At 51.8% G+C, this 20,819-nt stretch carries 18 protein-coding genes; 15 read left to right on the top strand and 3 right to left on the bottom strand.

Annotated elements, in window-relative coordinates:
* Positions 1-23: 23 nt before the first annotated feature.
* Entirely contained in the window at positions 24-2,342 is a 2,319-nt protein-coding gene (locus QMO62_RS11350) for a helix-turn-helix domain-containing protein (RefSeq protein WP_348651701.1), read from the bottom strand.
* A 275-nt stretch (positions 2,343-2,617) separates the two neighbouring features.
* Here QMO62_RS11350 and QMO62_RS11345 point away from each other — a divergent pair, with 275 nt between their 5' ends.
* From QMO62_RS11345 to QMO62_RS11305, 9 genes are all read left to right on the top strand, one after another.
* Positions 2,618-4,135: an extracellular solute-binding protein gene (locus tag QMO62_RS11345; protein ID WP_284641070.1), complete on the top strand. Its 1,518-nt coding sequence runs from the start codon at positions 2,618-2,620 to the stop codon at positions 4,133-4,135.
* Between the two features lie 75 nt (positions 4,136-4,210).
* On the top strand, positions 4,211-5,164 hold the full coding sequence (locus tag QMO62_RS11340; protein WP_284641069.1) for an ABC transporter permease: 954 nt from the start codon (positions 4,211-4,213) through the stop codon (positions 5,162-5,164).
* A gap of 18 nt (positions 5,165-5,182) precedes the next feature.
* Positions 5,183-6,061: a carbohydrate ABC transporter permease gene (locus tag QMO62_RS11335; protein WP_284641068.1), complete on the top strand. Its 879-nt coding sequence runs from the start codon at positions 5,183-5,185 to the stop codon at positions 6,059-6,061.
* A gap of 150 nt (positions 6,062-6,211) precedes the next feature.
* Positions 6,212-7,642, top strand: a complete 1,431-nt coding sequence (locus QMO62_RS11330; protein WP_284641067.1) for a family 43 glycosylhydrolase — start codon at positions 6,212-6,214, stop codon at positions 7,640-7,642.
* A gap of 23 nt (positions 7,643-7,665) precedes the next feature.
* The gene (locus tag QMO62_RS11325) at positions 7,666-8,787 is read left to right on the top strand and encodes a hypothetical protein (protein ID WP_284641066.1); all 1,122 of its coding nucleotides are present in this window, start codon (positions 7,666-7,668) and stop codon (positions 8,785-8,787) included.
* A 3-nt stretch (positions 8,788-8,790) separates the two neighbouring features.
* Complete coding sequence (locus tag QMO62_RS11320; RefSeq protein ID WP_284641065.1) at positions 8,791-9,996, top strand: MFS transporter; 1,206 nt, start codon at positions 8,791-8,793, stop codon at positions 9,994-9,996.
* Positions 9,997-11,502 carry a glycoside hydrolase family 28 protein gene (locus QMO62_RS11315; RefSeq protein ID WP_284641064.1) on the top strand — a complete coding sequence of 502 codons (1,506 nt, stop codon included), beginning with the start codon at positions 9,997-9,999 and terminating at the stop codon, positions 11,500-11,502.
* Positions 11,503-11,505: 3 nt separating this feature from the next.
* Positions 11,506-12,561 (top strand): dienelactone hydrolase family protein, encoded by a 1,056-nt coding sequence (locus QMO62_RS11310; RefSeq protein WP_284641063.1) that lies wholly within the window; start codon positions 11,506-11,508, stop codon positions 12,559-12,561.
* Between the two features lie 99 nt (positions 12,562-12,660).
* Positions 12,661-13,419 (top strand): hypothetical protein, encoded by a 759-nt coding sequence (locus tag QMO62_RS11305; protein ID WP_284641062.1) that lies wholly within the window; start codon positions 12,661-12,663, stop codon positions 13,417-13,419.
* A gap of 45 nt (positions 13,420-13,464) precedes the next feature.
* Here the strand turns inward: QMO62_RS11305 and QMO62_RS11300 are convergent, their stop codons facing one another.
* A complete protein-coding gene (locus QMO62_RS11300; RefSeq protein WP_284641061.1) occupies positions 13,465-13,818 on the bottom strand; it encodes a hypothetical protein in 354 nt (117 codons plus the stop codon).
* 226 nt (positions 13,819-14,044) lie between these two features.
* Here QMO62_RS11300 and QMO62_RS11295 point away from each other — a divergent pair, with 226 nt between their 5' ends.
* Positions 14,045-14,218: a hypothetical protein gene (locus QMO62_RS11295; RefSeq protein ID WP_284641060.1), complete on the top strand. Its 174-nt coding sequence runs from the start codon at positions 14,045-14,047 to the stop codon at positions 14,216-14,218.
* Positions 14,219-14,285: 67 nt separating this feature from the next.
* On the opposite strand, the gene QMO62_RS11290 is transcribed toward QMO62_RS11295, so the two are convergent.
* On the bottom strand, positions 14,286-15,581 hold the full coding sequence (locus QMO62_RS11290) for an MFS transporter (protein ID WP_284641059.1): 1,296 nt from the start codon (positions 15,579-15,581) through the stop codon (positions 14,286-14,288).
* Positions 15,582-15,778: 197 nt separating this feature from the next.
* Here QMO62_RS11290 and QMO62_RS11285 point away from each other — a divergent pair, with 197 nt between their 5' ends.
* The 5 genes from QMO62_RS11285 to QMO62_RS11265 all read left to right on the top strand — a co-directional run bounded on the left by QMO62_RS11285 (position 15,779) and on the right by QMO62_RS11265 (position 20,812).
* Positions 15,779-16,321, top strand: coding sequence for a hemerythrin domain-containing protein (locus tag QMO62_RS11285; protein WP_284641058.1), 543 nt, complete (start codon positions 15,779-15,781; stop codon positions 16,319-16,321).
* 13 nt (positions 16,322-16,334) lie between these two features.
* Positions 16,335-16,880 (top strand): ribosome hibernation-promoting factor, HPF/YfiA family, encoded by a 546-nt coding sequence (gene hpf, locus QMO62_RS11280; protein WP_284641057.1) that lies wholly within the window; start codon positions 16,335-16,337, stop codon positions 16,878-16,880.
* 167 nt (positions 16,881-17,047) lie between these two features.
* The gene (locus QMO62_RS11275) at positions 17,048-18,088 is read left to right on the top strand and encodes a hypothetical protein (RefSeq protein ID WP_284641056.1); all 1,041 of its coding nucleotides are present in this window, start codon (positions 17,048-17,050) and stop codon (positions 18,086-18,088) included.
* Positions 18,075-20,255 (top strand): molybdopterin oxidoreductase family protein, encoded by a 2,181-nt coding sequence (locus QMO62_RS11270; RefSeq protein ID WP_284641055.1) that lies wholly within the window; start codon positions 18,075-18,077, stop codon positions 20,253-20,255. The genes QMO62_RS11275 and QMO62_RS11270 overlap by 14 nt, the downstream gene beginning before the upstream one ends.
* On the top strand, positions 20,252-20,812 hold the full coding sequence (locus QMO62_RS11265; RefSeq protein WP_284641054.1) for a 4Fe-4S dicluster domain-containing protein: 561 nt from the start codon (positions 20,252-20,254) through the stop codon (positions 20,810-20,812). Before QMO62_RS11270 ends, QMO62_RS11265 begins: the two co-directional genes overlap by 4 nt.
* Positions 20,813-20,819 lie beyond the last annotated feature (7 nt).

The following is a 20,819-nucleotide window of genomic DNA, read 5'->3' as shown; positions in this document are numbered from 1 at the left end:
GGGCTAACCTCGTCCTGCCCTTCCTATTTTTCCTCTCCCGTACCGTATTTGGTCCGGTATTGTCCTGGTGTCATATCCTCTTGCTTCCGGAAGGAGCGAATGAAGTTCTGCGGGTTGTTGTATCCGAGCTTCTGTGCGATATCCTTGACCGTCATATCCGTTTCCTTCAGCCATTTCTTCGCCATATTAAACCGGTACATTGTCAGGTATTCACTGAACGACATGTTGGTTTCCTTCTTAAATACACTGCTCAGGTAGAAGGTATTATAGTGCAGCTTGGACGCACATTCCTCCAAGGTCAAATCCGTATCGTAGTATCGATGAATCAAGTCGATCAGCTCTTCCGATAAATTACGGTACTGCGATTCGCTTCGGTCACGGAAAACGCCGATCAGCGGCAGGATCAGTCGGGTGCGGAACCATTTTTCAATCTCATCCCCAACATAAATCTGCAGCAGCTCCTCATATAGCGAATCTTCGTTTTGCTGGATCTGGGCTAAGGAAATGCCCGCCTCCTGCATCACGATAAGCAGATCATTCAACAGCCTCATTAAGGATACCTGATACTGCTGAGGGGAACGCTCCTTCTGGAAAACCTCCTTCATCCACTGCTTTAGAAGCGATAGAGCCTTCTCTTCCTCCGCCAGCTTCACCGCGTCAATCAGGTCGTTCTCCAGCTGCTGAGGGAACGTCTGAATGATCGTATGCTTGCCTTCATTAATGTAAGCATAACGAATGATTATGCCGGTACCCAGGGTTAATCGCTGCTTAAGCGCCTCCAGTCCTTCACGGTAGCCGCGGGCTGCTTTCGAAATGTCCTGGAAGGGGAGACTAATCCCTATGCTGACATCAAGATCCAAGTAAGTGCGGATATTATGCCGGACAGCCTCGGTCCAATCGTCGACAAGCTCGCGGAACTGCCCGCTCGTAATGTCACCGGCCCCGATTAGGGTAACCTGTGTCTGATCCAGCAGTACAGGCGAGAAGCGGTGATCGGCAGGAATCGTTTCCTCCAATATGTTATTCACGGCGAATAGCAGCAAATCCAGGTCTTTGGAGGTAAACCGGGTCGATTCCAGCATATCGATCTGAAGGGTAAGCACCTCCATTTGTTTCCATCCGGCAATCTGCTCGTCGAAACCGTACAAGCTCAGACGCTCTTCGAGCTCAGACAGCTTGATATTGCCTGTGAAAATCTTCTGCAGGAAGCTCGTTCGAACGACCTGGGTGTTCTGCTGCAGCTCGGTCTTCAGACTGGTATTCGATTCGAACAGCTGCTCGATATGCTCGCTGATAATCTGAAACTCATCCTTAGGCTTCCCGGGCTGGGAAGGCAACCGGTCCTCAATCGCATTGATCAGGGATCCGATCGGGCGGTACATGCGCCTTGTTCCGAACCAGACGGTCACCACCGAGGCGCCGATGATCAGGAGACATACGAAGAAGGTAAACCACCCGATATCGCGGGCTTCCTTGGTGATCAGATCATTCTCCGTAAAGGAGAGGTAGGTCCAGCCGTTAAATTGCGAACGAACGTAAGTTGCCGTAAATAGGCCCTTGGCGGTTTTCGTTTCGAATTGACCGATCTCATGATCGAGCAGATCCTTCTGGCTTTCGCTCAGGAAGCCCGTTTCCCAAAGGGCATGTCCCACTTGATTCTCATCCGGATGGACCACGATGTTCATATTCTGATCCAGGATCATCACGTGCTGCGAAGCATTGGAGGTCAGCATGGAAGCCAAGGTGCAGCTAGGGATATGGGCGAGAATCAGCCCCTTCTTATCAAATGCTTGCAGCGGCAGCTTCTTCACCAGCGTTATCGTGTTCTTGCAGCCATACGACAGCGTATCCTTTGACCCAAGCTGCCCCTTCTCATGCACAACCCACTGCGAATGGTGCGGCAGGCTCATCAGATTGGTGATTTCATCCTTTTGCTCCCATGTGTCCAAAGGATAAAGCCCGGAATTGTTCATCAGCCAATTATGCGATGTGTTGACTAGAACTACATCCGTTACTTTGCGGTCAGGAGACTGCAAAAGGCTCATTTCTCTTCGAAGGGTGTTGTACAGCTGAAAATCGTAAAACGTCAGCCGGCGGTCCATCGCCTCTTGAAACGTACTGGAGCTGATGACACTGTTCAGTGTGTGGTCCAGTGTAATTAATACTCGTTCAATGTTGCCGTTGGTTTGCCTCATGATGTGAATGCTGCTGTCGTTCACTTCCCGCTGGATGGCATCCGATGATTTTAAATAGGAAAAGAAGCCTATGATGATGACCGGAATAATGGACAGCAAGCATCCGAAGAGCACCATGCGCTCGAATACGGACAGTTTCTTGCTCACGGCTCGAACCCCCTTTGCTTTACATGGTAACGCCTTGACAAATAAGGTATACGCCGAAGTGCGCTTACGTGTATGATGTCGGTGTGGATGCGGTTATCACGATAATCATTAGATTATATCGGATACTACCCGGCTGCCGTAGCGCTTACACCGTTCGACAGATGATGCTTGGATTATATACGTAACCGAGATTTCATTATAATCTGAGATCAGCAACAAGAAAAGCACCCGCAGCCAAATAACTCAACATTCCTAACTTAGGGAGGTCTACAGAAATGAACAGAAAGCAAGTAAGCATTGCTCTTGCATCAACACTCGCAGTATCCATGCTGGCCGGCTGTGCAGGCGGAAAACAAGATTCTAAGAATGCAGCAGGTGGCGAGGCGGCAAAAGGCCCTACGAAGATCAGCATTATGGCGAATCTTCATACTCCGGAGGTTCCCGCACCAGATATTGAGAAGCTTCTAGAAGAAAAAACAAATACAGAACTGGATATCCAGTGGGTACCGGACGGCAGCTATGATGAGAAGCTTAACGCTTCCTTCGCAACAGGTACTTTGCCTCAAGCCGTATATATGAAAAACCAAACGTCCCTTATTATGTTCCGCGACGCGATCCGGAATAATCAATTTTGGGAAATCGGACCGCTGCTGAAGGATTATCCGAATCTGAAGAATCTCGACCCTGCGGTACTGAACAATACTTCGGTTGACGGTAAAATTTATGCTCTATACCAAGAGCGTCCGCTATCCCGTCAAGGTGTCATTTACCGAAAGGACTGGGCTGATGCGCTTGGCATCGGAACGCCTAAGACTACTGAGGATCTGTACAACATGGCGAAAGCCTTTAAAGAAAAAGATCCTGACAAGAACGGCAAGAACGATACCATCGGTTTCACAGACCGGAACGATCTTGTATACGGTGCGTTTAAAACTGTGGCTTCCTGGTTCGGCACTCCGAACGGCTGGGGTGTGAAGGACGGAACGCTGTACCCTGAGTTTGAAGATCCGGCTTACATCGAGACGATGAAATATATCCAGCGTCTTCATAAGGAAGGTCTGATCAACCAGGACTTCCCGGTAACGAGCAAGAACGATCAGCAAAACCTGTTTACGACAGGTAAAGCAGGTATCTATGTAGGCTCCATGGCCGATGTCGTTTCCCTCCACCAGAAGATGGTGACGGTGAACCCTAACATCAATCTGGATGTCGCTAACGATATTAAAGGTCCGAACGGCAAGTTCGCCGTATGGTCGATCCCGGGCTACGGCTCCGCGGTCATCTTCCCTAAATCGTCAGTCAAAACGGAAGCGGAGCTGAAGCAAGTTCTTACTTTCTACGACAAGCTGATGTCTCCGGAGCTTTCCAACCTGATCTACTACGGTTTGGAGAACAAGCACTACACCTTGAAGAACGGCAAAGCGGAAGTAACAAGCGACACCAAGCTTCAGGAACGTGAAGTAAAAGCATACCAAGCGCTGCAAATCGGTGGTATCAGCACCGTTAAAATGCTGGAGCCGCTGTTCACACTGCCGGCGAAAGAGAAGGCGGAGCAGCTGATTCTTGAGAACAACAAATCGTTGATTCACGACCCTACCGCACCGCTTGATTCCAAAGCCTTCACTGAGAAGGGCGCACGTCTTCAGGATATCATCAAGGACGCAACCTATAAGTTTATCCTGGGCAACATCGACGAAGCCGGCTTCAAGAAGGAAGTAGAGAAGTGGAAAAAAGAAGGCGGAGAACAAATCATCAAGGAATTTAACGAATCCTACAAAAAAGCCAAAAAATAAAGAGAAGAAATGGTCACGGGCTGTTGAGCTCTTCAACAGCCTTCCCATTTCTACATAGAGAAGGGAGAGCTAAGGATGAGCGATACTGCGGTTTCACGCCCTACGACTGCAAAAAAATCACAAGAATCCGGCCTACTGAAGAGAATTATTAAAAACCGAGCGATCTACCTTATGATTTTGCCCGGAATTTTGTACTTTATTATTTTTAAGTACATCCCAATGTACGGTTTGGTCATTGCTTTCCAGGATTACAAGCCTTATCTCGGAATGACAGGCAGCCCTTGGGTTGGCTTTAAGCACTTCGAGCGTCTGTTTACAGAGCCGATGTTCTGGACCATCTTCTACAATACGATCATGCTATTCGTCATGAACCTGGTATTTTACTTCCCGGTGCCGATCATTTTGGCCGTGATGCTGAACGAGGTGCGCCGCGATTATTTCAAGCGTATCATTCAGACACTGATTTATGTGCCTCACTTTATGTCTTGGGTTATTATCGTTTCAATTACGTTCGTTATGCTTTCGATGGACCGTGGTATTATAAACGAGCTGCTTGTGATGATGGGATTTGAGAAAATCAACTTCCTCCTGAGCAACGACTGGTTCCGGCCGATGTACATTCTGCAGACCATCTGGAGAGAAGCCGGATGGGGAACGATTATTTACCTGGCCGCAATGGCTGCGATTGACCCTGGCTTATATGAAGCTGCCCGTATGGACGGCGCAGGACGCTTCCGTCAAATATGGCACATTACGCTGCCTTCGATCCGCAGTGTTATCATGGTATTGTTGATCCTGAAGATCGGAAACGTGCTTGACCTTGGATTCGAACATATTTATCTCTTGCTGAACTCCATGAACCGTGAAGTAGCGGAGATATTCGATACGTATGTATACACGGCCGGTTTGAAGCAAGGACAATACAGCTTCTCGACAGCTGTCGGCTTCTTCAAATCGATTGTCGGATTGGTTCTCGTTATGTTCGCTAACTGGCTCTCCAAAAAGGTCGGCGAAGAAGGTATCTACTAAGAAGGAGGTTGAACTCACATGCAGGATAAATCTTTCAACAGCCGCCTCTTTGACGGAGTCAACTATTTTCTCCTGACGCTGGTCGGTTTGGTTACGATTCTTCCCTTTATTCACGTCGTTGCCGGCTCCTTCACTACGGTTCAGGAGCTCGCTGAGAAGCAATTCGTTTTGATACCGACGGTGTGGACCTTGGATGCTTACCGTTATGTATTTTCAACAAACACACTGGTCATGGGTCTTGCGGTCTCCATCGGGATTACAGTGTTCGGTACCATGTTCAGTATGGCTTTAACGTCCTTCATGGCTTACGGCTTGGCCCGCCGCGATTTGGACGGCCGTAACACCATCATGTTCCTCGTCGTGTTCACTATGCTGTTCAGCGGCGGTATGATTCCGACGTTCCTGGTCGTTAAGGAAATGGGCTTGATCGATACGTATGCGTCTCAGGTTATTCCGGTTGCGATCAGCGCGTTCAACCTGATCATTATGCGTAACTTCTTCCAAAACCTGCCTGACGGGATTGAGGAATCGGCGAAAATCGACGGCTGCGGCGACTGGGGTATTCTTTTCAAAATCGTCATCCCGCTGTCCATGCCAGCCATTGCAACCATCTCTCTGTTCTATGCCGTAACTTACTGGAACACTTATATGTCTGCGATCCTGTACCTGAATGACACGGCGAAATGGCCTGTACAGGTCATTCTGAGACAGATCGTTATCCTGGCGAGCGGTCTTAGCGCCGATACCTCCGGTATGGACGACAGCTTCGTAACGCCACCGGAGCAAACGGTGAAGATGGCGGTTATCGTAGTAGCGACGCTTCCGATCCTGCTCGTATATCCGTTCCTGCAGAAGCACTTCGCGAAAGGTGCTTTGATGGGTTCGATCAAAGGCTAATTGTACTGTGTGCTTGAGAGGATCTCCTCTCAGGCATTCCGTTTCTTAGGATGCCGATTGCCCGATGAAATAGCATATACAAAACATGATTCCTGCGAAACTGCAGGAATTTTCTTTCGAATATGACTTATTTAGAGGAGGGACACCAACATGAACGGCAAGGGAATGTACGTTAATCCGGTTGTAGCAGGGAATTATGCAGACCCGTCGGTAATCCGGGTTGGCGAGGATTATTACATGACACATACGTCTTACAAAGCGATCCCGGGGCTAATCATTTGGCATTCCCGGGATTTGGTTCACTGGGCGCCGATTTCGGCTGCGCTCTATGAGTATGTAGGGGACGTATGGGCTCCGGAGTTTGTTCATCATAATGGAACGTATTACATTTACTTCCCCGCGAACCGGACGAATTGGGTGGTCACGGCGCCAACCCCGACGGGTCCATGGAGCCGGCCGGTGGATCTCAAAATCAAGGGCATTGACCCCGGACACGTGGTCGGTCCCGACGGAAAGCGTTACCTGCATATGTCCGACGGCCATATCGTAGAGCTGTCAGAGGACGGGCTTGCGATTGCCGGGGAGCCGAGACATGTGTACGACGGCTGGCGTTATCCGGATGAATGGGTGGTCGAAGGCTACAGCATGGAAGGGCCGAAGCTGCGATACAAGGACGGCTACTACTACTTGAACGTCGCGGTGGGCGGAACGGCCGGACCGCCGACCAGCCACATGGTCGTATGTTCACGTTCACATACTCCTTGGGGACCTTGGGAGCACTCGCCGTACAACCCGGTGGTCAAGACGCAGTCCCGCAGCGAACGATGGTGGTCCAAGGGACACGGAACGCTGATTGATTCTCCGGACGGCAAATGGTATATCGTCTATCACGGTTATCTGAACGGGTATCATTCGTTAGGACGACAAACGCTTCTGGAGCCTGTGGAGTGGACGGAGGACGGTTGGTATCGGACGATCGAAGGCATCTCGCCGGATAATCCCATCCCACTGCCTTTCGGGGAAGCGGTGAAGCGGAGCCGTACAGTGGACGACCGGTTTAACGGCGAGCGCTTGGGTATTCATTGGCAGTGCAACGGCGAGCTGCCGGAGGTGCATTACCGCCAACAGAACGGGACGCTAACGATTGAGGGGCGAGATGATGATAAGATACGCTCCCCGTTAGTGTTCATGACTACAGCGCCCAGCTACGAAGCGGAGGTAGAGCTGTCCTTCACGGGAGCCGCCGAGGGAAGGCTCCTGCTCTACTACGATGATAATGCCTGGATGGGCATCGGCGTCTCCGCTAAAGGGGCAAGGCACCTGCGTTCCTTTAAGCAGTATGCCGTGAAGCCATGCTACGGGGAACGAGTATTCTTAAGGATTCGACATGAGGAGCATCTGGTCTTTTATTACTACAGCACGGATGGAATCCATTGGAGCCGGTACGATAAAGTGACCGATGCGTCAGGCTTTAACCATAACACCTTGGGCGGCTTCCTAAGCCTGCGAATCGGTTTGGACGCCGTAGGAGAGGGTACCGTTACGGTTCACCGGTTTCAATACCGAGAACTGCACAGCTAGAGCCACGAAGGGGAGAACAACATATGTCAAACGCGAATCAACGCCTGCACACCATTTTTAACGATTTGGATGACTTGTTCGAAGGATATTTTGATTGGCTGGAAGGTCAGTACGACCCGAAGAGCGGCGGCTTTTTCTATGCGCAAAGCTCTAAGAGCTCGGGAAAGTTCATTCCCGACATCGAGTCGACCTCGCAAGCGATCAACATTCTGGAGCGCTGCGAGTTTCTCCCCAAATGGGACGAGGCGTTCAAAACGAAAGCAACCCAGTTCTATCAGGGAAAGCAGGATCCGGCTACCGGGTACTTCTACGATGAAGATCCGAATATGAGACTCGATGAGGTGATGGTGGGCAGGGCAATCGCTTATTCGGTGAACTCCCTTCGAAAGCTGGGTGCTCAGCCGCTCTATCCGCTTCCGAGCCAGCAGCATGCGGCTCCCGCGTACATGAAATCACCCCAGGCTTATGCGGAATGGCTTCGAAGCATTAGTCTTGCGAACAGCTGGAGAGGCTGCGACCGGCTCTGCAACTCGGCGCCTTACATCGGTCAGCTGGAAGGAGCCGAGCAGGAGGCATTCTTGAAGGAGGCCTTCACTTACTTCGACAGCATCCAAGACAAGGAATCCGGACTATGGGGCGAAGGCTCGCGGTACGTGCAGATTTCCGGGTCGTTCAAGCTCCATACGTTCTACAACCGGTTTCAGGTAAAGCTTCCGCGTGCCGCCGAGCTGTATCAGAGCCTTCTCTATACGCTGCGCAATGATGAAGCGAAGGATATGTGTTATATTCGGAACCCGATCGACCTGCTCTCGGAAATGTCGGTAACGATTACAGACGACGAGATGGCGGAAATCGCTGAGACTACGGTGCGCAATATGAAGCGGCTGAAAAGAGCAGACGGCGGCTTCTCCCGCGAGCTTGACCATTCCCCGGTTGCGCCTAACGTGGCACAGGTGAAAAAAGGGGAATATTACCCGGAAATGCCGATTGCCGTGCCGCTTGGACTGGGCCTTGTCGAAGGAGATATGAACGCAGGAACGCAGGCGATCTGGATCCGGGTGCTGCTCCATGAGCTGGCCGGCTTCAAGCAGCCGCAGCTGACGGTGCCGGCAAAGCTGTTTGGCCGTTACCGTACAGAGCTGTAGGCTATGAATCGTAAGAGCATCGATCGGCGCTTCCTCAACGAGGCGCTGATTACCCAGCTGAACCACGGTATCTTTCAATTCGGGAATGCCTTGTCGTCCGTTTTTCTTACGGTGTATTTATGGCGGCTCACCAATGACCTATGGATCAACGGCGCCTTCAACCTGATCATGCTGCTCAGCGGTCCGATTGCAACGATTTACATAGGGAAGGTTGCGAAGCTGAGGGACCGGCTGCTGGCCTACCGCTTGGGCATTTTTCTGACCGCGGTGTTATATCTCGGAATTCTTATCGTTCAAGAACGCATGGTGGATTATTTCGTTGTATTCGCACTGCTTCGCGGCGTGTCGAATGCATTTTATTGGCTCGGGCATTTTACCCTAATCAGCGAAGTGACCAACAATGAGAACCGGCACCAATACCTGGGCTGGAATCAGATCATTACGAATGTGGCGACACTGGCCGGACCGGCTGTGGCTGGGCTGCTGATAGGAAGCTTCGAGGGTCTGCAGGGGTATATGTACATCTACCTGCTTGCGTTCCTGATGTTTTTCCTTGCTTCGCTCGTCAGCCTGAAGCTGAAGAAATCTCCATCTCACCATAAAGCATATTATTTAAAATACACAGGCCAAATGATGAGGAAATATTCGATCTTCGGCCGTTCACTTGCCGGCTGGTTCGTCATGGGATTGCCGCAGGGGATCATGAGCTATATGCCCACGATTATCCTGTATCAAGCCGTGCCGAAGGAGAGCTTCGTCGGCTGGATGAACATGGCGTTTACGGGCATTATGATTTTATCAGGTTATTTCTTGGCCAAAAAAGCGAAAGCGGAGCAAACTCGCCTCTTCCTGTGGCTTTCCGCTTGGGGCTTTCTCGTCTCGTCAGTGCCCCTGCTGTGGGGAATTTCGTTAGTAACGGTGATTTTGTTTATGAGTGTGTATTCCTTTGTGAAGCCGCTGCAAACCAATGTCTTCACGGCGCATTATTACCGGATGAGCGGCGAGCTGCCTCTGGGGCCGCACTATCGCATCGAAGCGGTGGTCGTTCGTGAAACATCTATTAATATGGGACGGGCGATAGGCGTTGTGCTGTTCATGCTCGCTTCGACCTATCTCGGTACAGCCTGGATGCCATGGATACTTGTTTTGGTAATGGCTACCCAGCTGGCGGTAAATCAACTGATTGATCTTAGGGAGGCTAATAACTAAATGGCGATTTACGATATTACGCAATATGGGGCGGTACCCGGCGGTACCTTCGATAACACGGCAGCTATTGGAGCGGCTATTGACGCTTGCGAGCAGAACGGGGGAGGAACGGTGTTCGTTCCCGCCGGTACATTCCTTACAGGTCCAATTGAGCTGAAGAGCCGCATGACTTTGTATCTGGAATCAGGCTCCGTACTGAAATTCAAGGACGACTTCGACAGCTATCCGGCGGTTCGTACTCGCTGGTCGGGCTATGAGTGCTTCGGCTATAAGCCGTTGATTTATGGAGTGGGCCTGAAGCAGGTTGCGATTAAGGGCGAAGGCATAATCGACGGTCAAGGGCAAGCCTGGTGGCAAGCTTACCGGGAACTGAGGTATCAGAAGGTGCTGCCTGTGTCCTCCGTACGTGAGCAGCTTCTCGAGCTGAACCATACCCTACGAACCACCGTCAAAAGTAATATTGTGGAATGGGATTCTCAATTTTTCCGTCCGGCGCTGCTGCAGCTCCTGGATTGCGAGCAAGTCGTGCTGGAAGGTGTCACCCTGCAAAACTCTCCATTCTGGAATACGCATCTTGTCTATTGCGATCAGGTCAACATGCGCGGCGTTTCCATCAAAAACCCTGCGGATACGCCGAACGGCGACGGTTTGGATGTGGATTCCTGCTCTAATGTACGCATCTCGGATTGCCACTTTGACGTAGGTGACGACTGCTTGTGCTTGAAATCCGGTATCGATGAGGACGGGCGCCGCGTGGGCCGGCCGACCGAGAACGTCGCCGTTACGAACTGTACGATGCTGCGCGGGCATGGCGGGGTCGTATTCGGCAGCGAGACGGCCGGCGGCATTCGCCGGATCGTCATCTCAAATTGCATCTTTATCGGCACGGACCGGGGCATTCGGTTCAAAACGAACCGTCAACGCGGCGGTGGCGTAGAGGACGTTCGGATCAGCAACATCTTCATGCAGGATGTTCTGTGTCCGCTGGCGATCAACGGCTTCTACAAGCATGGTGTGGACGAATCGAACCCGTTGATGACAAGCCCTAATGCCGTTCCGATTACGGAGGCGACTCCGGTGATCAAAAATATTTATATCAGCGAAATTTTGGCGAAAAACTGTTTGGCCTCAGCCGGATTTATTTACGGCTTGCCGGAGCAGCCGATTGAGAATGTCGTGCTTCGCCACGTGACGCTAGAGACCACAACGGATCCGCAGGAGAAGGGCGGCGAACCGGATATGGTTCGGGAAGAGCGTGTGATGGCGGGGGACGGTATTCTCGTGAAGCACGTAAAAGGTCTGGAGCTGCACCAGGTACAGGTGGAGACGCGCCAGGGACCGGCGTTGATGCTGGAAAACGTAAGCGATGTAGATATCGACGGGCTGCGAATGAAGAAGCGTCATGCTTCTACCCCTGTCGTACTCGCACAGGATGTAGAAGATCTTCGCATTAGCGGGGATCGTGCAGGCGACGCCGCTTATTTGGAAACCGTGAAGCTGGGGTAGGTGATGGATCGCATGTGGCATCCTGATGAATTTTTGAAAAAGCTGTATGCAGAGCAGGAGCAGGAGCGCAAACGTTTGTTGGACGAGCCGTGGGACAAACGACGGACTCGGCTGCGGGCGAAGCTGGGCGAACTCCTCGGTGAATTTAAAGTAAGCGGCGAGCTGGCTCCGAAGCTGCTGGAGCGGGTAGAGCTGCCGGAGCACGGATTGGTGCGCGAGCGCGTCGAGTACACGACCGCCGAAGGGCTTCGCGTCCCTGCATATGTAGTGCTTCCGCAAGCGACGGAAGGCAAACGATTGCCGGCCGTTCTTGCTTGGCACGGGCACGGGTATGGCAGCCGCGAATCGGTAGGTTTGCTGACGGACGGTTCAGTCCGGGAAGGAGCCCCTGGCATTCACAACGATTTTGCTCTGGAGCTGGCGAAGCGCGGCGTGGTTGTTCTGCTTCCGGAGATCGTCGGCTTCGGAGACCGGAAGCTGCAGCAGGACTTGGCGCAGGATCCCGGGATAGGCAACTCCTGCTTTTCCATTGGGGCCGCTTTGCTCCTTGCGGGCAAAACCATCGCCGGACTGCGGGTATACGAAGCAAGACGCGCTGTCGATTACTTGGCTGCCCGCCCGGAGGTGGACGCGGAGCGTATCGGCGGCATGGGCTTCTCCGGCGGAGGTATGGTGGCTTCCTTGCATGGGGCGGTCGATGACCGGGTGAAAGCGACGGTACTTTGCGGGTATCCGAACACGTATGAGAGCAGTATCCTGGCGCGGCGGCACTGTCTGGACAACTATATTCCCGGTGTGCTTCCGTATGCCGAAATGCCGGACCTGCTGGCTTTACTGGCTCCCAGACCACTATTCATCGAGTCAGGGGATGAGGACCATTTGTTTCCTGCAGAGACGGTCAAGGAAGTCATTAGCAAGCTGAGATCCTTGTATACTCAGCTTGAGGCAGGGGAGAGGTTTGCTTTTGACATTTTCGAAGGCAAGCATGAGATTAAGGGACGTTATTCATACGACTGGCTGACTACAGTATTACGTTCGACGGATGGCAGTATACATTAGGCGGCGCGAGGTCTATGCCGAAAGTTTTTCATAGTATAAGCCGGAACGTTTTACTGAATCCTAAGGGTGTTGTTCTAAATCCTTAGGAGGTGTTCGTCCATGTCTACGACAACCAAGGAATCTCCTCAAGCCGGGCAACAAACGGGCGGGTCGAAGCAACCTGTAAATCAGGCGCCGACAGCGATGTCCGCTGCCGCTGCAGCCCCAACCGCTAAGTCGGCCCCGGCAGCTGCTGCGCAAACAAACACGTCGGCAGCTCCGTCTGCTTCGACAACAGCAGCATTACCTGCCCCGTCTGCGACGCAAACGAAGTCGACAGCTTCGGCTTTACCTGCCCAGCTTCAGATGGCTGAAGCCAAACAAGCAGCAACACAGGCTGCGTCGGCGCAGCAGCTGGCTCAGCAAGCGCAACAGCAGGCACAGCAAGCGCAGCAGCAGGCATTAGTGGCTTCGCAGGTCTCGCAGCAAGCATCCATGGCAAGCGCAGCGGCGAGTGCATCGGTTGCTAAGCAGCCGGCGGCTGTAACGAACATCAACACCGAACAGCTGGCTCAGCAAGTGCAGCAGGAAGCGGATCAAGTGCTTCAGCACGCACAACAAATGATGCATCAAGCGCAGCAGGCGTCCCAGCTTGTACAGCAAATGCAGCAATGCGCCCAAGAAGCGAAGCAGCAGCAATATATTGCTGCACAGCAGCTTGCCCAAGCGGAGCAGGAATTGTACGGGGCGCAGCAGAAGGTGGAGGCGGCCGTGCAGGCAACCCAGCAGGCGAATCAGCTGGAGAAGTCAAGCAATGAACAGCTTTTACAGGCACAGCAGCAGCTGCAGCAGGTAGAACAGCAATGTCATTTTTCGTAGATTATCCGAAGAAAAACCGTCGGAGCTTAGGCACCGGCGGTTTTTTTAAACAAAAGGATGGCAATCGTAAGGATGATAATCATAAGCGATGTCCCAAGATTTCTCCCGCGGCTGTTGCGCCTCCTCCCAGCGCCTGAGAACCTTTGAGTTCCATGCTCCTGTCTCTACCCTCTCCAAAAGCTCATAAACGGTGACATGCTCATCTTGGCGGATCAGCTTTTGATCCTTCAAAGGCAAGGTGGACACCAGCGTTGCAAAATATTCCAGCGACATCGACCAGCACTTCATTTCCTCTTCCGATCTGTCGATTCTTCCTAAGTATCCGATTTCCGATTTATGACTGGTACATAGACCGTTTTTATGAAATTCACAAGTACGACAACCTAAGTTCAGTTCCATTTACATCAAACTCCAGACCTATATTTTATATGAATCATTATACCTAGGGGACTGGAAAAAGACTGTGGAGTATTTCACAAAAACATGGATTCTGTAAAACTTTTTTTCATGCGAAATCGGGAGGCGCGATACTTTGTTACGAATTGGTGACCAATAGAGCAGGATGAAAAATTCATGCTACAATAAGGGTTACTAGGGAAAACCCGTAAAGAGAGGTGTCTGCTTCGTGATTCAACTACTGTTGATTATCGTAGTGCTTGGTATTTTGTTTAGTATGGCGTTTCTTCGATTTTTCCAAGGGTACAAAGGGCAGGGGGCGCTTTGGTCCGTACTGTTTGCTGCCGGAATGGTGGCCTTTTACTGGTCCATTGCTGCGGGGATACTAGTTATTGAGGAATAGGAAGAACCTGGACGAAAAACAAAAGGACGTGCCCGGATGTATCGGGAACACGTCCTTTTTGCTTATATTAACACTTCACTTCAGCGCCTTTTCTTGAATACCAATACCAGCATACTGCAATACTGACGGCATAATACACGATGAAAATATAGAGCGCTGTGTTCGCCGAGCCGGTCGTATCAAGGGACCAACCGAAGATTTTCGGAATAAAGTAGGCCCCGTAAGCAGCCAATGCCGCGATCAAGCCCATGACGGAGCTGGCTTGCTTACCCTCAAAGATGAAGGGTACCATGCGGAACGTAGATCCGTTGGCAATCCCCGTGCCGGCGAATAAAATCAGGAACATCAGCAGGAAGCCTGTAAATTGATGCGTGTTCAAGAATAGGACGACGCCGGCCGTTGCTGCAACCATTACGATGGTTGTCCAGAAGGTGACCTTCGCTCCGCTGTTGAGCTTATCGGAGATATAACCGCCCACCGGGCGCAGCGCCGCCCCGACCAGTGGCCCAAGGAAAGCGAGCTGTGCCGCATTGATCTCAGGAAATTCAGAGCGGATGAGCAGCGGAAAGGCGGCGCCATACCCGATGAAGGAGCCGAAGCACATCACATACAGCCATGTCATCACCCAGGTATGCTTGTGCTTCAGAACAGCCAGCTGCTCCTTCACGCTTTGGCCCGAGTTCGGTAAACTATCCATGCCGAAGATCGCTAACAGGGTTGCCAAGATAATGGGAATGACCCATACGAAAGCTGCATTTTGCAGGAAAATCTCCGAACCGTTCTTCATGATTTGCGGACCGCCGGTCATCGCTCCGATGAAGCCGACGCCTATGATGAGCGGCGTTACGAATTGTACGACACTAACTCCCAGATTTCCGATTCCCACGTTGATTCCATTCGCCGTCCCTTTCTTGGCTTTAGGGAAGAACGGATTAATGTTTGCGGTGGAAGAGGACAAGCAGCCGCCGCCCAGTCCGCACAATGCTGCAAGCAAAGCAAGCACAGAGAACGGAGTGTCAGGGTTCTGAACGGCCCACCCGATCCCGACCGCCGGTATCAGCAGCAGGGATGTACTGATAATGGTCCATTTTTTGCCGCCAAGCAGTCCGGGCATAAAGGTATAGAAGAGACGGAAGGTAGCTCCCGTCAGGCCGGGAAGAGCAGCAAGGGTAAACAGCTCGTTCTTGCTTAGCTGAAAGCCTACATCATTCAACCTTGTAGCGACAACGGACCAGATTTGCCATACGATAAACGCCAGAATCAAACAAAATACGGAGATTAGCAGGTTTCGATTCGCAACCTTCCTGCCTGTTTTCTCCCAAAATACGATGTTCTCCGGATTCCAATCAGCGATACGTGCCATACGTAATGACCTCCTCGATTTGTATGGACACATTGTATCAACGCTTTCAAAACCCCGATGTTAAATAAATCACAGGTTCAATGTAAAAAAAAGGATGACTGGACTTTGTGATAAAATGCACAGCTAACGGTGGCCCGCAGAGCTACAATGAAATCAGAAACAAACGCAAAGCCAGCAAGCATAGGAGGTCGTTTGTCATGAAAACCGCTGTCCCGTGGAAGGAACCGTTGTCTGAGCCTGCTCATCCTACGGAGCTGTATCATGCCATTCAGCAGCTAATAGAAGAGCATGAGCAATTAAAGCTGTTAATTCAAGCCTTGGAAGAAAAGGCTCGTCAAGCTGCATTATCCCGCGATACGGAGGAGCAGCTTAAAGCCTTGCGCGATCTAAAGGTCGATACGGTGCAATTAATGACCCAAATGAACCGGCATTCCTCTTGGGAGGAGCAGGTCCTATACCCGTTCCTTCATGAATATTTCGATCTAAGCATGGGTCCGTCTATGGTTCCTTCCTTTTGGGTATTGGAGAAAGACCATGACTTGGCGGAGGCCTATATGGATTCCTTCATCGACGCTGTGGAAGACCTGGCTTCCCCCGGAGAACGGCGGCAGCTGCAAAGTGTAGCGGAGCATCTGCTTCAGGCCTGCCGGATCTTGAGCGGACACCTCGCTATGGAGGAACAGCTGGTTTATCCTTTGTCTGACCAAGTATTGACGGACGTAGACTATTTCTTCTCTTAAGGAGCTGATTGCCATGAGTATGATCATTCACGGGAAACAATTAGAGGTAACCCCTGCCCTTAAGGAATACATCGAACGCAAGGTGGGAGCGCTTCAGGAGTGGTTCGAGGAGCCAGTCGAGATTCATGTGACCATATCGGTTCTAGGTCATAGACATCAACAAGTTGTTGAGGTGACCATACCGTATCATGGCATGGTGTATCGCGCCGAAGAAAAGCAGCAGGACATGTACGCTTCGATCGACCTCGTGGCCGACAAGCTGGAGCGCCGTCTGCGTAAATATAAAGAAAAGGTCCAGCGTAAGCTGCGCACCCAGGGCAGCCTCCGGACGCAACCGGTCCAGTCCGAAACGGTGCGTTCGGCAGCTATGGAGGAGGAAGAAAACTTCGAGCTGCTTCGCGTTAAAAAAATTAACCTCAAGCCTGTGGACGTGCAGGAGGCAATACTGGAAATGAATCTGCTGGACCACAGCTTCCATCTGTTCCATAACAAAGATACGAATCGTATGGAGGTTGTTTATCGACGCAACGACGGTTCGTACGGATTGATTACAACCTAGTAAACGGCTTCACAGGGCATGCTTCCATTGCAGGAAGCATGTTCTTTTTTTGTCTCCATTTGTAGGAAAATCCCGTATTCCCAAATTTGCAGTGATCTTAATCATAGTTGCTCCCTTATGGAATGTGGTCTAATAACAGCAGACAAAGGAACAAAGGAGAATGAACAATGGACCGAGCGTTCGCATCGAAATATGCAAGGATGATGTTCATGACGGTTTGCGGGATGATTCTGCTTATGTATATTGGCTCCCGCATGTTTACTCATATTGACTTGGCCTTATACGGGTATATGGTCGGTACAGTGGTTTTTATCGGAGGGTTCTTCTACCGTTTCATCGCTTGGGCGGAGCGGCCGCCGACGAAGCTGATCCTAAAGAAAGGGATGAAGCTGCTGTTCCGCAAAAGCACACCGCAAACCTCGGTGGAACATTTGGTGACCTACCGGTTTATCTGGAACCGGAGCTGGTATCGATGGACTCAGCACGTGCTGCTCGGCTGGGGCTGTATCCTGTCCTGCTTCGTAACGTTCCCCTTGGTATTCGGCTGGATGTATTTTACCATGTCGGATAACGGCCTCTATACCGTCGTATTCTTCGGAATCGACCTGATGAAGGTAAAGGCCGACGGCATCATCGCCTTTCTCTTTTACAACGCGCTTAATATTACAGCCATGATGGTGATAGCCGGTGTAGCCATGGCGCTGTACCGCAGATTGAAGCATATGCAGGCGCGTGCGGAGCAGTCGTTTGTTTATGACTTCCTGCCGCTGTATCTCCTATTATTCATTAGCATCACAGGGCTTATGCTGACCTTCAGCAACGTATTCCTGCACGGCTTCGGCCATCCGGTGATGTCGCTTATTCATCAGTGGTCGGTGATCGTCACACTGATCTATCTGCCCTTCGGCAAGCTGGCTCACATTCCGTTTCGTCCGATGAGCGTGCTGGCGAGGAACTATCGCGAGCACTACGGTGCACAGCAGATGAAATCCTGCAAGGTGTGCGGCAGCGGCTTCGTCTCGGGAGAGCAGTCGGAGGATGTGATTTCCGTGCTGAAGCAGAATGAAATCGAATTCCAAACGCCGGAAGGACACCATCTCGCAGAGCTGTGTCTGCCTTGCCGACGCAAGTATCGAATCGCCCGCTTCAGCGGGATTCCAACCCACGAAATCCGTCATAAGGAGGCGAATCAGAATGCCAAAGGATAAATTTTTTAAAGACATCGAGAACAAGACGCATCCAGGTGAAAAATTAATCCCGACGCATTGCTCCTATTGCGGTATGCAGTGCGGGATGAACCTGAGAGTCAATACGCATACGAATCAAATCATCGGGGTGGAGCCGAGATACGAATGGCCGGTTACCCTAGGTAAAATGTGCCCTAAGGGAGTTACTGCTTATCAGCAAACGAACCACAAGGACAGGCTGCTCAGGCCGTTAATCCGGGATAACGCGGCATTTAAAGGGACGAAGGACGGATTCCGTGAAGCAAGCTGGGAGGAAGCTTTCGATCTGATCGCCCGACGCTTCTTGGAGCTTCAAGGAAGCTACGGCAAGGATTCGTTATCTGTATTCAGCGGCGTCTCCATGACGAATGAAAAATGCTACCTGACCGGCAAATTCGCCCGGGTTGCTCTGCAGACCCGTTATATCGATTACAACGGACGCTATTGCATGTCCAGTGCGGCGGCGGGATTCATGCGTTCTTTCGGCGTAGATCGGGGTTCGACCCTGCCATGGACCGATCTGCACGAAACAGACTGCTTGTTCATCGCCGGCAGCAACACGGCGGAATGCCATCCCACCTCCATGTTCCGCATATGGGAGGTTCAAAACCGGGGCGGTTACGTGATTGTAGCGGATCCGCGGGAAACCCCCATCGCGAGGCGCGCCGATGTTCATCTTGACCTTCGCCCCGGCACGGATTTGGCCCTGGCCAACTGTATGGTCCATCTCCTCATTCAGAACGGCCATATCGACGAAAGCTTCGTGAAGGAGCATACGAACGGCTTCGAGGACATGGCAGAGGTGGTTCAGGATTTCACGGCTGAATATACGAGCGAGATTACGGGTGTAGCCCCGGAGAAGCTTATAAGAGCTGCCGAAATCTACGGCAAGGCTCCAAACGCCGTTGTCATGTTTGCCCGCGGCATCGAGCAGCAGCATAAGGGCTCGGATAACGTGTCCGCTTATACGAATATGGCGCTCGTTACCGGCAAAATCGGAAGACCGAAGTCCGGCGTAGCAACCTTCACGGGCCAAGGCAACGGCCAAGGGGGGCGTGAGCACGGGCAGAAGGCGGATGCGCTCCCAGGCTACCGCAAAATTGTCAACCCGAAGCACGTGGAGGAGGTATGCAAGGTCTGGGGCATCACTCCGGAGGAAATGCCGCAGCCGGGCGTCTCTGCGCAGGAAATGTTCGGGCTGATGATGGACAAAACGATTCGCGGCTTGTACCTGCTCTGCTCGAATCCGGCCGTATCCGCACCGAATCAGAACTTTGTCCGTTCCGCGCTGCGTCAGCTGGATTTCATGGTATGCTGCGACTTCTTCCTGTCGGAATCGGCGGAATTCGCCGATGTCGTCCTGCCGGCTACCACTTGGTCCGAGGATGAAGGGACCGTTACTAACCTGGAAGGACGTTGCATTAAGATCAATAAGGCACAGGAGCCTATCGGCGAATCCAAGCCGGATTGGCTGATCCAGGTGGAGCTTGCCGAGCGTCTTGGCCGCGGGCATTATTTCCGCCATTTGCAAAGTGCCCGGAAGGTGAATGATGAATTCCGGCTTGCCTCCAAGGGAGGTTATGCGGATTATAGCGGGATTACATGGGAGAAGATTGAGAAGCAGAACGGCGTATTCTGGCCCTGCCGAAGCGAGGCTGAGGAAGATAGGGGTACTCCGTACATGTTCCTGGACAAAAAGTTTTACCACCCCGACGGCAGAGCGAAGCTGTGTGCCCTGCCATACCGGCCGCCTGCAGAGGAGCCTTGCACGCTCTATCCGCTGCGTCTGACGACGGGCAGAGTCGTTTATCACTATTTATCGGGGAATCAAACCCGCCGCATTCCTTTCCTGAAGGATATGTGCCCCGAGCCTTTTGTTGAAGTTCATCCCGAAATGGCAGCCCGCTACAATATCGTGCATGACGAGCGTGTCCGCCTGTATACCCGCAGAGGCGAAGCCGTATATAAAGTGAAAATAACGGAAGCGATTCGTCAAGATACTGTTTTTGTTCCTTATCACTACGGCCACGAGGAATCAGTCAATCTGTTGACCATCGATGCCTTGGATCCGATGTCGAAAATGCCGGAATTCAAAGCGTGTGCCGCCCAGATCGAGAAGCTTCACAAAGAGGAAGTGAACGGACAATGAAGCAATATTTATATATCGAAATGGATAATTGCATCGGGTGCCGAAGCTGTCTGGCCGCGTGCACGCAGTGCGGAGGTCACGATGAGCGTAACCGGAACTACGTATATGATGTCAATCCCTATGTGAACCGCCAAACGATACCGCTAATGTGCTTGCACTGTGTGAACCCGGCATGTGCCCGCAGCTGCCCTGCGCAGGCCATTCAGGTCACTCCGGAGGGAGCGGTGCTGTCCGCTCTGGTAGAGAAATGTATCGGCTGCCAGAACTGTACGATCGCCTGTCCTTACGGCATTCCAAAGTTCGATGCCGAACAGAATCTGATGTACAAATGCGACCTTTGCTATGACCGGACCAAGGAAGGAATTCCGCCGATGTGCGCTTCGGTATGCCCGACGAATACGCTGCAGTGGGTTACCGAGGAGGAGCTTCGCCGCAAGAAGGAGCAGCATCAGCTGGGCAAGTGGACGGCCAGCCGGGAGTATGATCCGCTTGAAGGAGAAACGAATGTGAAAATCAGCCTCCCGGGCATTCTACAAGGGAAGCAGAAGCTGTTCTAAGTACAAA

Source organism: Paenibacillus silviterrae, from assembly GCF_030167925.1.
GTDB classification, from domain to species: Bacteria; Bacillota; Bacilli; order Paenibacillales; family NBRC-103111; genus Paenibacillus_G; species Paenibacillus_G silviterrae.
Note: the sequence above shows the minus strand (reverse complement) of the source record. Positions and strands in the feature narration are given on the sequence as shown.

Bases quoted from the DNA above. Each gene is read 5' to 3' on its own strand.
- QMO62_RS11265 (WP_284641054.1), top strand. From the start codon at position 20,252: ATGAAGCAATATTTATATATCGAAATGGATAATTGCATCGGGTGCCGA.
- QMO62_RS11325 (WP_284641066.1), top strand. From the start codon at position 7,666: ATGTCAAACGCGAATCAACGCCTGCACACCATTTTTAACGATTTGGAT.
- QMO62_RS11335 (WP_284641068.1), top strand. From the start codon at position 5,183: ATGCAGGATAAATCTTTCAACAGCCGCCTCTTTGACGGAGTCAACTAT.
- QMO62_RS11340 (WP_284641069.1), top strand. From the start codon at position 4,211: ATGAGCGATACTGCGGTTTCACGCCCTACGACTGCAAAAAAATCACAA.
- QMO62_RS11290 (WP_284641059.1), bottom strand. From the start codon at position 15,581: ATGGCACGTATCGCTGATTGGAATCCGGAGAACATCGTATTTTGGGAG.
- QMO62_RS11310 (WP_284641063.1), top strand. From the start codon at position 11,506: ATGGATCGCATGTGGCATCCTGATGAATTTTTGAAAAAGCTGTATGCA.
- QMO62_RS11285 (WP_284641058.1), top strand. From the start codon at position 15,779: ATGAAAACCGCTGTCCCGTGGAAGGAACCGTTGTCTGAGCCTGCTCAT.
- QMO62_RS11275 (WP_284641056.1), top strand. From the start codon at position 17,048: ATGGACCGAGCGTTCGCATCGAAATATGCAAGGATGATGTTCATGACG.
- QMO62_RS11345 (WP_284641070.1), top strand. From the start codon at position 2,618: ATGAACAGAAAGCAAGTAAGCATTGCTCTTGCATCAACACTCGCAGTA.
- QMO62_RS11320 (WP_284641065.1), top strand. From the start codon at position 8,791: ATGAATCGTAAGAGCATCGATCGGCGCTTCCTCAACGAGGCGCTGATT.
- hpf (WP_284641057.1), top strand. From the start codon at position 16,335: ATGAGTATGATCATTCACGGGAAACAATTAGAGGTAACCCCTGCCCTT.
- QMO62_RS11305 (WP_284641062.1), top strand. From the start codon at position 12,661: ATGTCTACGACAACCAAGGAATCTCCTCAAGCCGGGCAACAAACGGGC.
- QMO62_RS11300 (WP_284641061.1), bottom strand. From the start codon at position 13,818: ATGGAACTGAACTTAGGTTGTCGTACTTGTGAATTTCATAAAAACGGT.
- QMO62_RS11330 (WP_284641067.1), top strand. From the start codon at position 6,212: ATGAACGGCAAGGGAATGTACGTTAATCCGGTTGTAGCAGGGAATTAT.
- QMO62_RS11270 (WP_284641055.1), top strand. From the start codon at position 18,075: ATGCCAAAGGATAAATTTTTTAAAGACATCGAGAACAAGACGCATCCA.
- QMO62_RS11315 (WP_284641064.1), top strand. From the start codon at position 9,997: ATGGCGATTTACGATATTACGCAATATGGGGCGGTACCCGGCGGTACC.